The 19,334-nt window shown below is 58.0% G+C and carries 16 protein-coding genes; 5 read left to right on the top strand and 11 right to left on the bottom strand.

The features are described from left to right. Genes K0O24_RS13870 through K0O24_RS13860 form a run of 3 tightly spaced genes read right to left on the bottom strand, consistent with a single transcriptional unit; the run spans position 1 to position 3,218 of the window. On the bottom strand, positions 1-1,791 hold the full coding sequence (locus K0O24_RS13870) for a M14 family metallopeptidase (RefSeq protein WP_246611024.1): 1,791 nt from the start codon (positions 1,789-1,791) through the stop codon (positions 1-3). Positions 1,792-1,846: 55 nt separating this feature from the next. Then, positions 1,847-2,293: an NfeD family protein gene (locus K0O24_RS13865; protein WP_219893298.1), complete on the bottom strand. Its 447-nt coding sequence runs from the start codon at positions 2,291-2,293 to the stop codon at positions 1,847-1,849. A 13-nt stretch (positions 2,294-2,306) separates the two neighbouring features. After that, entirely contained in the window at positions 2,307-3,218 is a 912-nt protein-coding gene (locus tag K0O24_RS13860) for an SPFH domain-containing protein (RefSeq protein ID WP_219893297.1), read from the bottom strand. Between the two features lie 67 nt (positions 3,219-3,285). Between K0O24_RS13860 and K0O24_RS13855 the strand changes: the two genes are divergently transcribed. From K0O24_RS13855 to K0O24_RS13840, 4 genes are all read left to right on the top strand, one after another. After that, a complete protein-coding gene (locus K0O24_RS13855) occupies positions 3,286-4,104 on the top strand; it encodes an HpcH/HpaI aldolase/citrate lyase family protein (RefSeq protein WP_219893296.1) in 819 nt (272 codons plus the stop codon). 65 nt (positions 4,105-4,169) lie between these two features. After that, the gene (gene guaB, locus K0O24_RS13850; RefSeq protein ID WP_219893295.1) at positions 4,170-5,627 is read left to right on the top strand and encodes an IMP dehydrogenase; all 1,458 of its coding nucleotides are present in this window, start codon (positions 4,170-4,172) and stop codon (positions 5,625-5,627) included. Positions 5,628-5,630: 3 nt separating this feature from the next. Then, a complete protein-coding gene (locus K0O24_RS13845) occupies positions 5,631-6,794 on the top strand; it encodes an RsmB/NOP family class I SAM-dependent RNA methyltransferase (protein ID WP_219893294.1) in 1,164 nt (387 codons plus the stop codon). 32 nt (positions 6,795-6,826) lie between these two features. After that, positions 6,827-7,348, top strand: coding sequence for a tetratricopeptide repeat protein (locus K0O24_RS13840; RefSeq protein ID WP_219893293.1), 522 nt, complete (start codon positions 6,827-6,829; stop codon positions 7,346-7,348). On the opposite strand, the gene rsmA is transcribed toward K0O24_RS13840, so the two are convergent. The 4 genes from rsmA to K0O24_RS13820 all read right to left on the bottom strand — a co-directional run bounded on the left by rsmA (position 7,306) and on the right by K0O24_RS13820 (position 12,746). Continuing rightward, complete coding sequence (gene rsmA, locus K0O24_RS13835) at positions 7,306-8,160, bottom strand: 16S rRNA (adenine(1518)-N(6)/adenine(1519)-N(6))-dimethyltransferase RsmA (RefSeq protein WP_219893292.1); 855 nt, start codon at positions 8,158-8,160, stop codon at positions 7,306-7,308. The genes K0O24_RS13840 and rsmA overlap by 43 nt on opposite strands. Continuing rightward, positions 8,157-9,164: a 4-hydroxythreonine-4-phosphate dehydrogenase PdxA gene (gene pdxA / locus K0O24_RS13830; RefSeq protein WP_425514744.1), complete on the bottom strand. Its 1,008-nt coding sequence runs from the start codon at positions 9,162-9,164 to the stop codon at positions 8,157-8,159. The genes rsmA and pdxA overlap by 4 nt, the downstream gene beginning before the upstream one ends. Next, positions 9,151-10,485, bottom strand: a complete 1,335-nt coding sequence (locus K0O24_RS13825; protein ID WP_219893291.1) for a peptidylprolyl isomerase — start codon at positions 10,483-10,485, stop codon at positions 9,151-9,153. Before K0O24_RS13825 ends, pdxA begins: the two co-directional genes overlap by 14 nt. A 95-nt stretch (positions 10,486-10,580) precedes the next feature. Further along, positions 10,581-12,746: an LPS-assembly protein LptD gene (locus K0O24_RS13820; RefSeq protein WP_219895651.1), complete on the bottom strand. Its 2,166-nt coding sequence runs from the start codon at positions 12,744-12,746 to the stop codon at positions 10,581-10,583. A 210-nt stretch (positions 12,747-12,956) separates the two neighbouring features. On the opposite strand from K0O24_RS13820, the gene K0O24_RS13815 reads away from it, so the two are divergent. Beyond that, entirely contained in the window at positions 12,957-14,432 is a 1,476-nt protein-coding gene (locus K0O24_RS13815) for a leucyl aminopeptidase (protein ID WP_425514781.1), read from the top strand. Between the two features lie 10 nt (positions 14,433-14,442). Here K0O24_RS13815 and eda read toward each other — a convergent pair whose 3' ends face one another. The 4 genes from eda to zwf are packed head-to-tail and all read right to left on the bottom strand — an operon-like array spanning position 14,443 to position 19,265. Continuing rightward, positions 14,443-15,054, bottom strand: a complete 612-nt coding sequence (gene eda, locus K0O24_RS13810; protein WP_219893289.1) for a bifunctional 4-hydroxy-2-oxoglutarate aldolase/2-dehydro-3-deoxy-phosphogluconate aldolase — start codon at positions 15,052-15,054, stop codon at positions 14,443-14,445. After that, positions 15,051-16,022, bottom strand: coding sequence for a glucokinase (locus K0O24_RS13805; RefSeq protein WP_219893288.1), 972 nt, complete (start codon positions 16,020-16,022; stop codon positions 15,051-15,053). The genes eda and K0O24_RS13805 overlap by 4 nt, the downstream gene beginning before the upstream one ends. After that, positions 16,019-17,833, bottom strand: coding sequence for a phosphogluconate dehydratase (gene edd, locus K0O24_RS13800; RefSeq protein ID WP_219893287.1), 1,815 nt, complete (start codon positions 17,831-17,833; stop codon positions 16,019-16,021). Before edd ends, K0O24_RS13805 begins: the two co-directional genes overlap by 4 nt. Continuing rightward, complete coding sequence (gene zwf / locus K0O24_RS13795; RefSeq protein WP_219893286.1) at positions 17,826-19,265, bottom strand: glucose-6-phosphate dehydrogenase; 1,440 nt, start codon at positions 19,263-19,265, stop codon at positions 17,826-17,828. The genes edd and zwf overlap by 8 nt, the downstream gene beginning before the upstream one ends. Between the last annotated feature and the right edge of the window lie 69 nt (positions 19,266-19,334).

The raw sequence follows: 19,334 nt of genomic DNA, 5'->3' as shown, positions 1-19,334 counted from the left end.
CTATTCGATTTCGCGCCCGACAGGGTAGAGCAGGTAGCGTTCGTCATAATAGGGCGTGCGCGCATAAAACCAGCTCAATCGCGCTGTCGGGTCTGCCGCAAATTTTGCGTCGGCCGCGAGTTTGGCTTTGAATTCCTTGGCGATAGCCGGGTCGTTCTCCAACATGCGGTCGGCAAGCGGGGCCATTGCATAGCCTTCGATGTATTCCGTCCGCATCAGAATCTCCGGATAGAAGTTCCAAGCCAAAAGGGAGTCGGGGCTTTCGGCCTCAAGCATCGCTGCGGCAAGCAGACCAAGCGGCTGATTTGAAGGCACGCGGACCGAACCGGCTGGGTAAGTTTCTGTCCTCTTGAGATGGTGATATTCGGCGGTCAGCGGGATATGGCCCTCGTCCGGCGCGCCAAGCTTGGGATTACCCAGGCGCACCATGTCAACTTGCACGCTACGCGAGGATTCGATCGTCTCGAACTGGATGCCATGCAGTTTCAGCAATGCGATTACTTCGGGTTTGGTTGCGGGAACCCACCATGCAGCAGGAAGAGTAGAGACAAAATCCGGCGCCTGGGTGTAGACCGGTACCTTGAGCGTGACGGGGCGACCAAGATAGCGCACTTCGGTGCTGCCCGATGCAGGTGATTGATAATCCTCCTGTGCGATTCCCCTGAAGGCATCAATCACGAACAGCGGCTCGCTTCTTGCTTTCCAGGTCAACACTGTTGTCGCAGGACGCGAACGGACATCTGACAAAACCGCAGCAACCAGACCTTCCTGTTCTTTCCCGAGGAGCCGCATCGACTCTTCGATCAGGACGTAGGTGCCCAGCACACGCTGGCGATATGGCTTGAGTGAATGAGTCTCGACCAGAACAGTCGGCTGACGTGCGAGCTCGCCATAGCCGGTCGAATAACGGGGTGTATCCGGGCTGAGCAACGCACCCTTCTCAAGTTTGTGGGGGTCGATGGCTTCCACATAAAGGCCAGGGATATGGCCGGCCTTGCGGAGGGCTGTCGTTACGGCCGGACGGTAATAGCTATCAAGCCACGCGCCTATTGCTGGCGAATGGCTGGGCGAGCCACCCCAACCCGGGAAAGTGAACGTAATGTCATATTGATGATCGATCCCATCGGATACGTGCAAGTCCAGAATCAATGCGGGATTAAGACGATTGATATAGGTCCGCATGGCACGCATTTCGGGCGTGTCTGCCTTAAGCCAATCGCGATTGAGGTTGAGATTCTGTGCCGTAGTCCGCCAGCCCTGATTGGAGGGACCGCGCTGGTTCGGCCGATTGGTCGCGGATGAACGTTCATGTCCATCAGCATTGAACATCGGGACAAAGACAAGTTCAGCCTGATCGAGCAAGCGATCCTTTCCGCGCAGCACAATGTCCCGAAGAAGCATCATACCCGCGTCTTTTCCGTCTATCTCTCCGGCATGGATGCCGGCCTGCGCAAACAATATGGGCTTGTTCGCAGCGCCGGGCTTTCTCGCCCTGATCGCATAAAGTTCGCGTCCCTGCGCTGTATGGCCAAACACGTCCAGTGTAAGCAGGGGAGATGCGGCGACGAGCTTTTCAAGCCAGGCGCGGGTCTGGGCATAGCTTGGCGTTTCAGCAAATCCGGTTGCTTCGATCGGTGTAATAAACGGATCGCCGGATTCTACGATCAGGCGCTCGCTCGCGCCGTGCCATGGCTGGACAGGTGGCAAGGGCGCGGTCCGGTCGTAGGTCTGCGCACCAGAAGCGGATGCCATGAGGGTGAAGGCCAAAAAGGCCAGGGTATATGTGCGCATCAACAGGGCATAGTTGGCGCGCCGGCTAAGGTCAAAGGTACAAGAACGAGGACAATCAGGCGTCCTCTACAAGCAAGGTTGACCCGTCGCTGCCTGTAACGCGGACGTTGGCACCTACGGCTGCGTCTGGTCCTTTTGCGATCCAGACCCCGTCGCCGACTTTGACGCGGCCCCTGCCGTTGCTGATCGCCTCAACGACCGTCACGGTTTCTCCAACAAGTCGTGCGCCTCGATCATTGAGCTTGGGGTCAGTCGACTCGATCGGGTTGCGCGCGAACCAGCGCCGACCTGCGTAAACGGCTGCGACGGCAAGCGCCGCAAAGAGCAAGACCTGGAACGGCATCGCAATCGGAAGGAGCATCGCAATCAAGCCGGTGACAATCGCCGCCGCTGCAAGCCAGATCATGAAAAATCCTGGCACGAGAATCTCGGCGATTGCCAGAACCACACCCGCGACCAGCCAGAACCAGTCCGGGTCCCATCCGTTGATCCAATCCATCATCTCTCGCTCCCGATTACTTGTCTTTTGCCAATGCGTCCTTTGCGAGTTCGCCAATCCCGCCCAATGTTCCGATGAGTGCCGTTGCTTCGACCGGGAAGAGGATCGTCTTTGCATTGGGGGAGGTCGCAAACTGGCTGATCGCCTCGACATATTTTTGTGCGACGAAATAGTTGATTGCCTTGGTGTTGCCGCCTGCAATCGCGTCAGACACAAGTTGTGTTGCCTTGGCTTCAGCAGCGGCCGAGCGTTCGCGCGCTTCTGCATCGAGGAAGGCAGACGCCTTTCGTCCTTCGGCCTCGAGGATCTGGGCCTGCTTCAGGCCTTCTGCGCGGTTGATCTCGTTCTGCCGCGCTGCTTCCGATTCAAGAATGGTCGCGCGCTTTTCACGCTCCGCCTTCATCTGCCGGGTCATTGCGTTCACAATATCCGCAGGCGGACGAATGTCCTTCAGTTCGACGCGCGTGACCTTCACGCCCCAGGCTTCAGTTGCCAAATCGACCACGGAAAGCAGTTGGGCATTGATCTGGTCGCGCTTCGAAAGCGTTTCATCAAGGTCGAGCCCGCCCATCACTGTTCGCAGGTTGGTCGTCATCAGCTGCATGATCGCGACGTAGAGGTCGGAAACCTCATAGGCGGCCTTCGGTGCATCGAGCACCTGGAAGAAGACAACGCCATCCACTGCGACCATCGCATTGTCCTTGGTGATGATCTCCTGCCCGGGAATATCCAGCACCTGTTCCATCATGTTCACCTTGCGTCCGACGCGATCGATGAAAGGCAGGATGAAATTGAAGCCCGGCGGTGCCGTGTTGGTGAAACGGCCAAAGCGCTCAACGGTATAGACATAACCCTGCCGGACGACTGTGACGCCCATGAACAGAAACAGGATGGCCAGCACCATCACGACCAGAACAAACACGCCCATGAATTTCCCTCCCGAGTAATTGCGGTAGATATTGCCGTCTGCCGCGCGATGCGCCAAGCATAATCGGATGAACCTCTCCGATTTCCTGCCGCCGCGATCTGCGCTCTATTTGCCTGCATCGAATCCGCGGGCGATCGAAAAGGCGCGGGGACTGGCCGAAGACCTCGTCATTCTCGATCTTGAAGATGCTGTAAGACCCGAGGACAAGGATGCCGCGCGCAAGGCCGCCTTTGAAGCAGTCAGTGCCGGCTTCCCTGGAAAATTGACAGCGATCCGTATCAACGGCTCTGAAACGCCTTGGCATGAAGATGACGTGGCAGCAGTGTCTGCCTCCGCGAGCGACCTGTTCGTTGTGCCAAAGGTCGAAGATGCCAATGCGGCTGCTACGATTTCGACGCGGATCGGGAAACCGCTGCTGGCAATGATCGAAACGCCGCTGGGCGTGCTCCGTGCTCCGGAGATTGGCGCTGCGAATGGTGTCGCCGGGCTTATTGCGGGGACCAATGATTTGGCCAATACGCTGCACCTGCCGGACGCCGGCAATCGGGACGGCATGAGCCTTTCACTCCAGCTTATCGTGCTTGCGGCGCGTGCCTCCGGTATCTGGGCGTTCGATGGTGTGTTCAATGATCTTGCTGATCCGGATGCTCTTGCCGCGCACTGTGCGCACGGTCGGTCTCTGGGGTTCGACGGGAAGACTCTCATCCACCCGAACCAGATCGACATTGCCAATAGAAGCTTTTCGCCGAGCGCGGCAGAAATTGAGGATGCACGCGCACTGATTGCAGCGGCTTCTGGCGGAGCAGAGCGGTTTCGGGACCGCATGATCGAGACAATGCACGTGGAGATGGCGCGACGGTTGCTCGTGCGTGCAGGGGCGCTCTAGCCACTCACCCAATCACTGGTTACATGGGCCGCCACGATTCGATTCTTGAAAGACGATTGCTGGCCATGGATATCCGATTGGGACTGACATTTGACGACGTGCTGCTCCAGCCGGGCGCGTCCGAACTCTTGCCCAGCCAAGCCAATACGTCGACGCGGCTCACGCGCGATATCACGCTCAATATTCCGATCCTTTCGTCTGCCATGGATACTGTGACTGAAGCGGACATGGCGATTGTCATGGCGCAACTCGGCGGCATTGGCGTGCTTCACCGCAATATGGACATTGATGAGCAGGCCGCGGCAGTCCGGCAGGTCAAGCGGTTTGAATCGGGTATGGTTGTCAATCCGATCACGATCGAACCGACTGCGACGCTCGCCGATGCAAAGGCGATCATGGCCGCAAACAAGATTTCGGGCATTCCGGTAGTTGAATCCTCGGGCAAACTTGTGGGCATTCTCACCAACCGCGACGTCCGCTTTGCCGAAAACCCGAACCAGCCGGTCAGCGAACTGATGACGCACGAAAACCTGGCAACGGTGAAATCTGGGGTAGACCAATCCGAGGCGCAGCGGCTTTTGCATCACCGGCGGATCGAAAAGTTGCTGGTTGTCGATGATGATTTCCGCTGTGTGGGCCTTATCACTGTCAAGGATATCGAGAAGGCAGTCAATTATCCTGACGCCACCAAGGATGCGACCGGACGGCTGCGGGTTGCCGCAGCAACAACGGTGGGCGACGCAGGTTTTGCGCGCACCGAGGCGCTGATCGACGCGGAATGCGATCTGATTGTCCTCGATACTGCGCATGGCCATTCGAAAATGGTTGCCCAGGCCGTCGAACGCATTCGCAAGATTTCCAATTCGCTCCAGATTGTTGCCGGCAATGTCGCGACGGCGGAGGCAACGCGAGCGCTGATCGACGCGGGAGCCGACGGCATCAAGGTCGGGATCGGTCCGGGCTCGATCTGCACGACACGCGTGGTTGCGGGTGTCGGCGTGCCGCAATTGACTGCTGTAATGGATTCGGCGGCGGAAGCGGCCAAGTCGGGCATCCCGGTTATTGCCGACGGTGGACTGCGGACATCAGGCGATATCGCAAAGGCGCTTGCGGCCGGCGCGTCATGCGTGATGGTCGGATCCCTGCTTGCCGGAACGGCGGAAGCGCCAGGCGAAACATTTCTCTATCAGGGACGAGCGTACAAGTCCTATCGCGGCATGGGCTCCGTGAGCGCAATGGCGCGGGGTTCAGCAGATCGCTATTTCCAGCAGGACATCAAGGACCAGCTGAAGCTCGTGCCGGAAGGCGTGGAAGGTCAAGTCGCATACAAAGGCCCTGCACGCGACGTGATTCATCAATTGGTAGGCGGTGTGAAGGCGGCCATGGGCTATACTGGTGCAGCCACAATCGCGGACTTGCAGAAGCGCGCGCAGTTCATCCAGATCACCAATGCCGGCTTGAGCGAAAGCCACGTCCATGACGTGACCATCACGCGTGAAGCCCCGAACTATCCGACACGCTGAGCCATGAGGCCAGCGGCGCGCGTCCAGGCCGCTATAGAGATTCTCGACCGCGTGATCGAATCTGCCCGGCGAAATGGCCCGGCAGCCGATACCATCATTGGTGATTGGATCCGGGGCCATCGATATGCGGGATCAAAGGACAAGCGCGCGATCCGAGAGCATGTTTATGCGGCGATCAGGGCCTTTGGCGAAATGCCGGAGAGTGGTCGTGCTGCAATGCTTGGCCTTCTCGGCAAGGATGTCGATCTGTTCGATGGTTCACCCTACGGTCCGGCGCCAATTGAAGATGGAGAGCTGACTGCCACGCGGTCGCTATTGCCCGCCTGGCTTGGAAGCCTGATCCCGGAAGAAGACCATGAGGCACTGCTCTCGCGTGCGCCGATGGATTTGCGGGTCAACAGGGCCAAGGCGAAATTTGAGACCATTCTGGTCGAATTGCCAAGTGCACAGCCTATCGTTGGCCTGCCCGATGCAATCCGGCTGTGCGAGAATATCCGCATAGACGATTACGCTGCCTGGACCGAGGGCGGAATTGAAGTTCAGGATGCAGGTAGCCAGTGGGTTGTGGCAGCCAGCGCGGTTGCTCCAGGGATGACGGTCGTCGATTTGTGCGCTGGCGCTGGTGGGAAGACACTTGCGCTTGCCGCGGCCACGGGCGGAGAAGGGCACCTCGTTGCTTGCGACACCAATCGCGACAGGCTGCAGCGGCTGGCTCCACGGGCGGAACGGGCCGGTGTCACGGGAATTGAAACCAGGTTGCTCAATCCCGGCGAGGAAATGCAAAGGCTAGCCGATCTGGTAGGGCAGGCCGATCATGTTCTGATCGACGCTCCCTGTTCGGGAAGCGGCACGTTACGGCGAAATCCTGAGGCGCGATGGCGATTGACACAGGAGCGGCTTGATCGGCTTACGGCGCTACAGGCGCACGTCCTTGAACTTGGTGCCCATCTGGTAAAGCCCGGAGGCACGCTTGTTTATGCTGTCTGTTCTTTGATCGAAGCAGAGGGCGCTGCACAGATTGATGCATTTCTTCAGAACCGGCAGAACTGGGAGGCCCATGATCTGAGTTCACTGCCCGGCCAAGCAGTGGGGCAAGGAAAGCGTCTTTCGCCGGCCCATGACGGCACGGATGGTTTTTTCATCGCAAGACTGGCAAGACACTGCTAATTATGGGGAAGTCTGTTCGCTTGGAGTTTATCATGCGTTTTTCGCCGCCTGTTCTTGCCCTGTCGCTTGCGTTGTTGACTGTCGCCAGTGTCGGCCATGGGCAGCGCCCTGATTCCAAGATTCTTCCACAGTCCCTCGCTCTCATGGCTCAGGCAAACCAGCTTTCAGCCGCTGGCAAATTTGATGAGGCGGCTGGCTTGCTCGAAACCGCGCTGGCCGTGGACCCACGGAATCGTGGAGCATTTGTAGCCCTTGCTCGTGTTGCCGAAAAGCAGGGCTTACCGGGAAAGGCAATTCGCTTCTATCGCGAGGCGCTCCTTATTGAACCGAACGACATTGCGGCTCTGGCCGGCCAGGGTGAGGCCATGGTCGCCAAGGGTGCAATCACCAAGGCCAAGGAAAATCTTGCCCGTATCAAGCAACTTTGCATTGCGGCCTGTCCCGAACAACAGCAACTGGCGGTCGCAATTGAAAAAGGCAGCGCGGCCCCCGTCATGTCCGCGCAGGCCGTTCAGCCCAAGCCAGTCGTAACGGAACCCGTCAAACAGCAATAGGCGCGCGCCAGCGCAACAAATTCCTCGATTGCGAGAGTTTCTGGTCGCCGGTCTGCAGCAATGCCTGCCGCTTCAAGGGCTTCGAGTGCGCGCGGCAGCGATTTCAGGCTTTGCCTCAGCATCTTGCGCCGCTGGCCAAAGGCTGCGGCCGTGATCGCTTCCAATCCGGCAATATTTACCCCCTCAGGCTGTTCGGTGGGAACGATGTTCACCACTGCCGACATGACCTTTGGCGGCGGCGTGAATGCAGAGCGATGCACCGCCAGGGCAATACGAGCCTTGGCGCGCCATTGGGCGAGGACCGACAAACGCCCGAATGCATCGGTTCCAGCCCCGGCAACGATACGGTCGGCCACTTCGCGCTGAAACATCAAGGTCAGGCTTGACCAGCGTGGAGGCCAGCTTTGCTCAGTAAGCCACTTAACAAGCAAGGCGGAACCGACATTATATGGCAAGTTTGAGACAATGGCCCCTCCGTCGGGCAGAATGTCTTCCAAAGGAATAGACAGGGCATCTCCTTCAATAATCCTGAGTTGGCCCGGATGCGCAGCTTCAAGCTCATTGAGTGCAGGAATGCACCTGCGGTCGCGCTCGACAACGGTAACGAGTGCACCAGCCTTGAGCAGTGCCCGGGTCAATCCCCCGGGCCCGGGCCCGACTTCATAGACCGGCGTGTCTTGAAGGCGACCCGGTATCGCTGCAATCCTGTCAAGCAACTGCCCGTCGAGAAGAAAATTCTGGCCGAGCGATTTTTCCGCTTGCAGCCCATAACGGGCAATCACGTCACGAAGTGGCGGAAGTTTTACCGTCACTGACAGAGGGTACGCCAATGCGCAGCGCTTGCTGCCATCTGAATGGCAGCAATCATTGCTCCGGGTTCAGCCTTGTCTTGCCCGGCAATGTCGAATGCCGTTCCATGATCAGGCGAGGTCCGGACAATGGGAAGGCCGAGAGTGATATTGACGCCATCATCGAAATGCAGCGTCTTCAAGGGAATGAGAGCTTGGTCATGATAGCAACACATCGCAGCGTCATAGGTTGCGCGCGCGCGTGGATGGAACATCGCATCGCTTGCCATTGGGCCAACAGCATCGATCCCTTCTGAGCACAGTTGGGCAACGGCAGGCGCAATGATTTCGATCTCTTCGCGCCCCAATGCGCCCATTTCGCCAGCATGGGGGTTGAAACCCGCAAAGGCCAGACGAGGCTTTTCAATTCCGAAGTTACGGGCAAGACCTTTCGCCGTTGCGCGTCCCTTTGAAACGAGCAGGTCTATGCTCAATCGATCCTTGACGACCCCCAAGGGGAGGTGCGTTGTCATTGGAACGACGCGCAGGGTGGGCCCAGCGAGCATCATGACCGCATTTGCGGAAGCGATTCCACATCTTTCAGCAACGAATTCGGTCTGGCCGGGGTGTGTGAAGCCAATTTCGTAAAGATTGATCTTGGAAACAGGTCCAGTCACCAGCGCACTTACCGAGTCTGATCGGGCCAGTCCGACAGCCATTTCGAGCGACGCAAGGGCGCATCTTGCGCCTTCCTGATTTGGCTGGCCAGGAGAGATCAAGCCCGCATCTTCGACTTCTATGACGGGCAAGGCTGTTTGAAACACGTCGGCTGCATGGCTTGGATCGGATATACGAGCGACAGGGCCCCTCCATACGGCTTCAATGGATCGTGCATCTCCCACTGCAAAAAAGGTGTGGAGTCTGGCTATGTCTCGCGCCATCCAGGCTTTTGCAGTGACTTCGGGACCAATGCCCGAAGGGTCGCCAAGCGCAACGGCCAGCGGCGCAATCGTCTTAGCGATAGTCAATCACCGCATCCCGGCGCAAATCGCGGAGGTAACGTTGCGCCCTTCGACCAACGCGCTCCTCTTCCAGTTGGGCCATGATCTGGTCAAATGACGGATCGCTTGAAACTTGTGGATCGTCACGACCACACAGAACCAGCACACGAACGCCTTCTTTTTGGGAGCCGAACGGCGGCGTCGCCTGGCCAATCTGCAACTTCAGAAGCATCTCCTGAAGTGGTGGTGGCAAATCACGCACGCGAACCTGATCATTGTCGACAACTTCGGCACCAATTTTTGCAGCCGTTTCTTCTACCTTGCCGCAACCACCCATATTCTGCGTCGCCTGGGCAAAAGCGGTGGCTTTCGCTTGCGCCTCCGCGGCAGTCATTCCGTCCTTGAATGTCATACCCATCTGGCGAAGCGCAAGGACAGCATCACGCGGATCAGCTGTCAGGACCTTTCGGGAATCGGTCAGATAAAGAATCGAAAAGCCGCCTGGCACCGCTATCGGGCCAACAATCTGGCCGACCTGAATTTCCTGCACGGCCTTTGCCAGCTCATCGGGCAATTGTGCTGCGCGGACCCAGCCTAGATCACCGCCCTGAACCGCAGTGGAGGCTTCCGAAAATTGCCGAGCATAGGCTGCGAATGAGCCGCCCTGCCGCACCTGGTCGATGATCTTGCGGCCGTTTGCAAAAATTTCCTGGCTGTTCTCAGGCGTAGCGGAGAGAAAAATCTCTCCGACTCTATATTCGCTCGTGCCGCGTGCAGCTTTGAGTCGATCGATGATCCCGTTCACTTCGGCATCACTGATGTTCACTTCCACCTTCCGCCGAAGCAGCCGGCTCCAGGCCGCCTCCGCCTGAATCTGGCGACGAATGGACCGATCAGAGGACCCGACTTCGCGGAGATACTCCGACATTTTTTCGGGCGTACGTTTGAAATTCTGCGACACCCGGGCATAGGTGCGGTTGATGTCATCTTCAGTGACTTCAATCTTGTTTGCCTTGGCTTCCTGAATCTGGAGCACTTCGTCGATCAGGTTTCGAAGAACCTGAACCCGCAGCCTGTCGCGTTCCTCATCCGGAACTTTCCCGCCATTCGCAAGAATTATCAGGGCCAGCCGCTGCTCAACATCCGTTCCCGTGATGATTTCGCCATTGACGATTGCCGTTGCCTTGCGAAGTGTCGGTTCGACCTTGCCAAAGGTAGTCAACGTCGAAGGCAGGTTCAGGCCCGACTGAGCTACAGGTTCGTCTTCGCCAACGGCTTGAGCGTTGGCAATTGAAGACAAAGCCGCCGCAAGAGCTAGCGGAAAGCCATAACGAAAAAACGGGATCATCTTGGAGCAAGCCCTGACATATCTATTCGGTCAAGCAACCCGATAACCGTGTGCGGCTGAACGGATGCTGACACCCCTCTCGTGGAAAGCCGCGTTTAGCGACCAAGATTGCGTAAGGATAGCGTCAATTGATAGGTATTTCCCCTGCGCGCATCCCCACTGCGATCATAGTCTCGCCGCCATGTCACGCCGAGCTTGATGCAATCATCTTCATAGGCAATGCCCAGGCGATGCCGGACGGGCTCATATCCATCGGACAGCGATTGCGCGTCTTCATTCTTGTCGGTCAGATCGACAATGGCAGAACCGAAGATTGACCAGTAGCGCGCGAACTGGATGCGTCCACCAAGCCTGATTTCTTCGCGATCTCGCAAATCCTCGATCAGGGGGTCGACATCGCGATTCAGGCGAAGGTACCCAATAACCGCATAGGTCTTTTCCGAACCGATCGTGGCGTCAATTTCGTTCCTGCGGACCGCGAGGCTGTCCTTGTCGAGCCTGTACCTGTGCGTAATGCTGACGAAGCGCCTGAACTTGAGCGTTGTGCGCCCTACGATGTCGGACGTCCGATCGGTCAGGCCGGTTCCATTCGGGAAAATGACGGGCTGGCTCGAAAGACGGTAACTCTGGCCGATATTTGCCTGGAGCGAAAAACCGGCAAGATCGAGGGCCCAGTCCAAACCATAGGTTACACGCGCACCATCTTCCCATCTGTCATAACCGGGAAAGCGATTGAGCGCGAACAGGTTGCTGTCTTCCAAGTCTACCGATCTGGCGTCCTCATTGGGCAAGGAGAGGTTCGGCGTACTGGGCGACGCGACAATTTGAAGCCGTGGGGTCAGACGCTGGGTTCCACCAAAAGCCGGACCAAAAAAAGGCCAGCGAATTTCGGCGGCCACCGCACCAATGAATCGACTGTGCCAGCCATTGCTGCCGCGATAGAGGGCCGTCAGAGTCCGACCGGCTTCGTCTGTATGGTATACATCTCCGCGGGCAAATCCCGTCAGCTGCAATTCCTGACCGAGATTGGTAAATCGGCGCAAATCCCAGCGGGCACTCGCAAAGCTTCGCTGCGTATCTTGGCCACTCGTTCTCGCGAGCGCCAGACTGTTAAGCTGAAGTTCCACATTCCCGCCGACGACCGGATCGTTGAAGCGCTTGCGATAGTCAACGAGGGGGACGGCAATTGGTATTTGTCCCTGAGAATCGCCCGAGCGCAACGTCTGCAACCCCCAACCGGACAAGGAGAAGAAGCTGGTTCTTGTCAGCCGCTGGAGATCGATCGTCGAACGCAAACGGTCATCGCGGGAAATATCATAGCGACGCAGGAACGTCCGATCGGTCGCCAGACGTAGCGAGCCTGAGACACTCCAGCGCCGATTCAGCTGAAAGCGCCCGTTTGCATCAATGTAGCCACGGAATTCGCGTGCTTGCTGCAACGTTGTGGAAGACGTGGGGATACGGCTCCCATAGGTCGCAAAGCCACCAATCTGGAAGGCTCCATGTGTCGTGAGCGCGCGAAAGTTGGCTTGCAGCGCTGGCAGCACGTCAGTGTAAATATGAGGGGTCAGCGTCAGATCGCGATTTGGGGCAATCTTGAAGAATACAGGAGCGGATATTTCGAATCCATTGTTCCGCGAATATTGCACGTCGGGAACGAGCAAGCCCGAGCCACCACGATTGTCGGCCGGGTGCGAAAAGCCCGGAAGCGCGATGACGGGGAGGCCAAAAATATCCAGGCGGGCATTCTTGTATCGTATGCGATTCTTGACCGGGTCGTGAACGACACGCGCAGCTGTTATTTTCCAGGAGGGATTCTTTGGGCAGCCATCGGAGTCCTCAACTGAACACGGACTATAGACAGCCCGATCGAGTTCGCTTGTGCCGTTCTTGCGCGTCCCTCGCGCGGCGGCCAGCCGACCCCCATCTGTCATCACAATCAGCAGGTTTTCGACCGCGCCGTCCTTGAGCGTATCCGTGAGCTCGATCGAGTCTCCATAGGCGATGTCACCGCCGGGGTTGGTCACCGAAACGTTGCCAGAAGCAATGACTCGCCCAGACTTTCGATCCCAGGAGACCTGATCGGCGCGAAGGCGGTTGCCTTCACGCGTCATGATCACATCGCCCTTTGCTGTAACGACATCGGCCTCATTGTCATATTCGAGACCATTGGCCGCAAAATCGACAGCCGCTTCGTCAGCAGCCTCAGTGGGTTGCGCTGACTCTGCTGGCACCTGTGCAAGTGCCTGCACGGACGACATGGCCAGAATCGTTGCCGCAGCAGCCAGTCCCGTTTGACGATTATAAATCACAAGAATCCACGCATGATTATCATTTTCTCGCCTATCGCACCGGATGGCTCTTGCCGCAATCGGGCTTCGCAGTTTTGCGGCCTTGCGATTGGCAGGCTAACAGCTTGTTTCGACGATTCGCCGCGCGTGCGGCACCCATGAATTCAAGGAACGCATATGATCGCCATTTCGCTTGTGACAGCCAGCCCCACGACTGGAACGCTCATCCTTCCGGTCGTAAAAGATGGACTGAGTGCAGCGACACTTCCCGGACTGTCTCCCGAAAACGTGGCTCTCTTGCGCTCTGCCGGTGCAGCGCAGCGCTTTGAAGGCGATGCAGGCAGCGTCAGCGATGCATTTGTCGTGCATGATGGTGGCACTCGACGCGTCATCCTTGGGGGGGCAGGCAAGGGCACAGTTGAGGATTTCGAAAAGCTTGGTGCAGCAGTCGTCGCGCGACTTTTGACATCCGGCGAAACCGAGGCCGTCATTGATCTTTCTGGATTGGCGATCAAACCATCCGCGGAGGCTGTTGCCCGGTTGGCCTCCGGCATCGCGCTGCGCGGCTGGCGCTATGATGTCTATCGGACAAAGCTCCCTGAAAAGCAGAAGCCCACATTGCAGTCTGTAAGCATTTGCGGCGCGCCGGACGGCAGCGCATCGGCCTGGGATGCAGCGCGCGGTGTTGTTGAGGGCGTGGCATTTACGCGCGAACTGGTGACAGAGCCCGCAAATATTGTTTTTCCCGTGAGTTTTGTCGAGCGCTGCCGGAAGCTTGCGGATCTAGGTGTGGAAATCGAAGTTCTGGGGCGCAGCGAGATGGAGGCTGCCGGCATGGGCGCGCTGCTTGGTGTGTCGCAAGGATCAGTTCGAGAGCCCCAGCTGCTCGTCATGCGCTGGGATGGAACTGGCGGCAAAAAGTCTCCGCCGGTTGTCCTGGTCGGAAAGGGCGTGACGTTCGACACAGGCGGTATTTCGCTGAAGCCGCCCGCCGGCATGGAAGACATGAAATGGGACATGGGCGGGGCAGGCGCGGTAGCCGGCACGATGCTGGCCCTCGCGACGCGCAAGGCCAATGCCCATGTTGTCGGTGTCTGCGCGCTTGTCGAGAACATGCCGGATGGAAATGCGCAGAGGCCAGGCGACGTGGTGACATCCATGTCCGGGCAGACGATCGAAGTTATCAACACTGACGCCGAAGGACGATTGGTCCTGTGCGATGCCATGACGTGGGTTCAGAAGAAATATTCGCCCAAGGTCATGGTGGACCTTGCAACACTGACTGGTGCCATGATCATTTCGCTTGGCTTTGAGCATGCCGGCATCTTCTCGAATGACGATGACCTTGCTGAGTCGCTGATCAAGGCAGGCAAGGCTGCTGGCGATCCGCTTTGGCGTTTCCCTTTGTCGCCTGCCTACGACAAACTCATCGACAGCCCGATCGCTGATATCAAGAATGTCGGACCACGCGAAGCTGGATCAATCACCGCAGCGCAATTCCTTCAGCGCTTTGTCGATGACGGCGTCAAATGGGCACATCTGGATATTGCCGGCATGGTCTGGGCATCGAAGCCTGGCGCAGTCTGGGACAAGGGCGCGACCGGATATGGCGTTCGGTTGCTCAATCGATTCGTTGCCGACAATTTCGAAGGCTGACCTGCTTTCGTTATCGCAAAAGGGCCGCTTCTCGCGCCTTGGACTCGATCACGGAGCGATCTGGCACCCCCTTATCCACGACCCAGCTGCCTCCTACGCAAAGAACCGGCGCGAGTGACAGCCAGTTCTGTGCGGTTGCAGCGGTGATGCCGCCGGTCGGACAGAAACGGCATTGATGGAAGGGGGCCGCAAGTGCCCTGAGTGCAGAAATTCCGCCGCTCGATTCGGCGGGAAAGAATTTGAAATGGCTCAATCCCATGTCGAGCCCGCGCATGATATCACCCGCATTGGCCACGCCGGGCAGGAAGGGAATGCCGCTTGCAATGGCGGCTTTCCCAAGGGGCTCAGTTAATCCTGGAGAGACAATAAACCCGGCTCCGGCATCAATGCTGGCCCGCAGATCTGCCTCATTCAACACGGTTCCAGCGCCAACAATTGCACCGGCCACCGCCTTCATCTCCGCAATCGTTTCGAGCGCTGCGGGCGTCCGGAGAGTAACCTCAAGCACCGCGAGTCCGCCTGCAACCAAAGCTTCTGCAATAGGCCGGGCAAAAGCAGCATCTTCGATAACAAGGACGGGGATGACTGGCGCAGTCCGCATGATGATTTCGATCTGCTTCATTCGGGATGCTCCATTGCAAAGGCTGCGGCAGCGCCAAAAAGGCCTGGCTGGGGATGTGTGATGAGTTTGACGGGTATCTGAGACATCATGGCTTCAAACCGCCCCTTTGCGCAGAAGCGCTCTGCGAACCCGGAACGCAACAACGCGTCCTTGATCCGCAAGCCCAGCCCACCTGCAATGACGACACCGCTTCCGCCCTGTGCGAGCGCTATGTCGCCGGAAACGCTTCCAAGAGAGAGGCAAAAACGATCAACCGCAGCTGCAGCCAAACTGTCTTCGCCCGACAAGCCAAGTTGCCAAAGCGCCTTGTCGTCAAAACGCTGGATGGCCTGGCCCTCAATGGCTGCAAGAGCCTCGAAAATTTCTACCAAGCCGGGACCGGACACAACGCGTTCGACAGACACGCGACGATAGCTTTTCCGAAGATGGGCGAGGATCTGGTCTTCGATCGTGTCGAGCGGTGCAAAGTCTATGTGACCGCCTTCAGTTGCCTGCACCCGGTAGAGATTGCCGTCTCTGAAGACATGAGCCACGCCAAGTCCTGTTCCGGGCCCGATAACACTGATTGTGCCCGTCTCCGGCAAGGCCACATTGGGTCCGCAAAGGTGCTGGAAGCTGTCGTCTCCGACTTGAGCCACAGCATGGCCGACGGCCTCGAAATCATTCACCAGGCTAAAGGTCTCAACACCGAGTTTCTCGCAGATGAGCGCCGGGCGAATGATCCATGGGTTGTTCGTGAAGCGGATGATTTCGCCTTGCACCTGCGCGGCAATGGCAATTGCTGTCGCTGTTGGCAGAGGGCGGCCGATGAAGCGGCCAAAATCCTCCCACGCAGTCTGGAAGCTGGCGTGGTCTGCGGTCTTCAGCGTTGCTGCTTCTGCCAATTCCATAACGCGACCGTCATCGACGCGTGCAAGCGCAAAGCGCGCGTGCGTTCCGCCGATATCGACCGCAACAATTTCTCTCACAGGCCTGCGGCTGCCAGCATGGCAGAAGCTCCCTGTTCAGCGCCGTCAGCGCCTGAACGCATCATGGCAAAAAGTTCGCGCCCCACGCCATCATGCACTGGTGGTGGCGACGCTGGCATTCGCCCTTGCAAATCCGCCAGGACATCGAGACGGCCGTCATGTGCACACAAGCGAATAACGTCCCCATCCTGGATAAGCCCAATTGCTCCCCCATTCAGCGCTTCCGGGGTGCAATGAATTGCAGCCGGCACCTTGCCAGATGCCCCTGACATGCGCCCATCTGTCACGAGCGCAACCTTGTATCCCTTGTCCTGCAAAACGCCCAACGCAGGCGTCAGCTTGTGGAGTTCCGGCATGCCATTTGCGCGTGGTCCCTGGAATCGCACGACGATCACCACATCCCTGTCCAGCTCACCGGCTTTAAAGGCCGCCTGCACATCCTCTTGGGAATGAAACACTCGGGCTGGTGCTTCAACGGTCCAGAGACTTGGATTGACGGCGCTTGTCTTGAATGTTGCTCGGCCAAGGTTTCCTGCCACGAGGCGCATCCCCCCATCCGGACAGAATGGGTTCGCTGGCGTTCGCAGCATTGACAAGTCTCCGGACTCAGCTGGCAGATCGCGCCAGACGATTTCGTCCCCGTCCATCACCGGCTCACGAGCATAATCGCTCAAATCCCGGCCGGCGACGGTCATGATATCTTGGTGGAGGAGGCCTGCCGCCAAGAGCTCGCGGATCACGAAACCCATTCCGCCTGCTGCCTGAAACTGGTTCACGTCGCCGGGCCCGCTTGGGTATACGTTTGCGATCAGTGGCACTGCAGCCGAAAGTGCGTCGAGATCCTCCCAGTCGATCACAATTCCCGCAGCGCGCGCAATTGCCGGAATATGGATGGCATGGTTCGTTGAACCGCCGGTCGCGAGAAGACCGATGCAGGCATTGACGATGGCCTTTTCGTCGATGCAGTGACCAAGCGGTCGATAATCGCTCCCGTGTTGCCCAATATCGGCCAATCGATGGGTTGCGGCCCTTGTCAGCGCGGTGCGCAGTTTTGTGCCAGGGTTTATGAACGCGGACCCGGGCATATGCAGCCCCATGATTTCCATCATCATCTGGTTTGAATTGGCCGTGCCGTAAAAGGTGCACGTGCCCGCGCTGTGATAGGACGCAGCCTCCGCCTCCAGGAGTTCTGCACGGCCGACTTTTCCCTCGGCGTAAAGCTGCCGAACACGGACCTTTTCCTTGTTGGCCAGCCCCGACGGCATCGGTCCCGCTGGTACGAGGATCATCGGGAGATGCCCGAAGCGCAATGCACCGATCAGAAGTCCGGGAACGATCTTGTCACATATGCCCAGGAGCAGAGCACCCTCAAACATTGCATGGCTCAGTCCAACCGACGTCGCCATCGCAATGACGTCCCGGCTGAACAAAGAAAGTTCCATGCCTGCCTGGCCCTGCGTGACTCCGTCGCACATCGCCGGGACGCCGCCAGCTACCTGCGCGGTCGCCCCAACTTCGCGGGCAAACAGCTTGATTTGTTCCGGATAGCGTCCGTAGGGCTGATGAGCGGACAACATGTCATTATAGGCGGTGACGATGCCAATATTCATGGCGCTCCCGGCGCGGATAACCGGCTTGTCCTCGCCCGAAGCCGCAAATCCGTGAGCAAGATTCCCGCATGAAATGTTGGACCGGTTGGTGCCCTTGCTTCCTTCCCGTGCAATCATTTCCAGATAGCGCTTGCGGCTGTCTGCCGAGCGGCGAACTATGCGTTCGGTTACCGCAGCAATGCGCTGGTCAAGCCTATTCATGCCAGGTCACTCCTTCACGCTCTGCGAGCGCAATTGCCGCAGACGGCCCCCAGCTTCCTGCGGTATAGGGTTTTGGAACCATCCCATGTTCACTCCAACCTGCTCGTATTGTATCGATCCAGTCCCACTGAGCCTCAACTTCATCGCGGCGCACAAAGAGCGTCTGGTCTCCCTCAATCAGATCAAGCAGCAGGCGTTCATATGCAATCCGCTTCTTCACGCCCGCAAAAGCATTGGGCATTGAAATGTCCAGCGGCACTTCCCTGAGACGAAGGCCGCCACGGTCAAGACCAGGGACCTTTGCCATGACAGACAGACGGATATTTTCCTCCGGCTGAATGCCGATGATCAGGCGGTTGGGCTGTGTGGTTGCTCCTTTGCCGGCAAAGATCGAATGGGGTACGCGTCGGAACTGGATAACTATCTCGGTCGCACGGCGGGGCAAACGTTTGCCGGTACGCAAATAGAAGGGAACGCCTTTCCAGCGCCAATTGTCGATATGCGCCTTCAGGGCTACAAACGTCTCTGTCCCAGAGGGTTTTCCGAGTTCCTCGTCATAGCCCGGGACCGCCGTCCCATCGATCGCCCCGGCACGGTATTGACCAGTCACGCTGTCACCCTCGCCGAGATATCGAAGCGAACGCAGCACCTTGACCTTTTCGTCGCGAACAGCCGTTGAATCGAAACTCGATGGTGGCTCCATTGCGACGAGCGCAAGCAATTGCAGCATATGGTTTTGCACCATGTCGCGCAGTGCGCCGGCCTCATCGTAAAACCCCACGCGACCTTCAAGCCCCACAGTTTCTGCAACGGTTATCTGAACATGCTCGATATGCGTTGCATTCCACAGTGGCTCAAAAAGGATATTGGCAAAACGAAGCGCCAGAAGGTTCTGGACGGTTTCCTTGCCAAGATAATGGTCGATCCTGAAAATCCTGTCTTCGGTAAAAGCAGCCGATACGGCATCGTTGATCTGTCGGCTGCTTTCCAGGTCAGTGCCAAGGGGCTTTTCAAGCCCGATTCTGACCCGCTCGCCAGCCAGACCGGCTGCTGCAAGACCCGCTATTGTGGGTTCGAACAGGGAAGGGGCGGTTGACAGGAAAATGGCAAGCCCGTCGTCTACCTTGCCAGCTTTCCCCGCCAGAGCCGAAAAACCTTCGGGCTTGGAAGCGTCAAGCGTCTGGTAACTCAGCCGTGCGAGCAGGGCCGGGATTGCACTCTTGCGGTCATCCGGGAGGTATTTTTCAAGTGCGTCTGCTGCAAAGGCGCGGAAGCTGTCATCGTCATGGTCCGACCGTGCCGTTCCGATGATTTTGAGATCGTCGGCAACAAGCCCATCGGCATTCAGGGCGCACAATGACGGGAGAAGCATGCGCTGTGACAGGTCGCCGGTGGCTCCAAACAGGATCAGCTTGTCTGCGACGAAAGGCATGTATGCAGTCTCCGAAAACTTAGAGCAACCAGTGAATGCGCCCTATCGGAGGCAGCGGCAGAACGAAAC

It is taken from the genome of Aquisediminimonas profunda (assembly GCF_019443285.1).
Taxonomy (GTDB): domain Bacteria; phylum Pseudomonadota; class Alphaproteobacteria; order Sphingomonadales; family Sphingomonadaceae; genus Aquisediminimonas; species Aquisediminimonas profunda.
The sequence above is the reverse complement of the archived record's forward strand: the minus strand, read 5'-3'. Positions and strand labels throughout refer to the sequence as shown.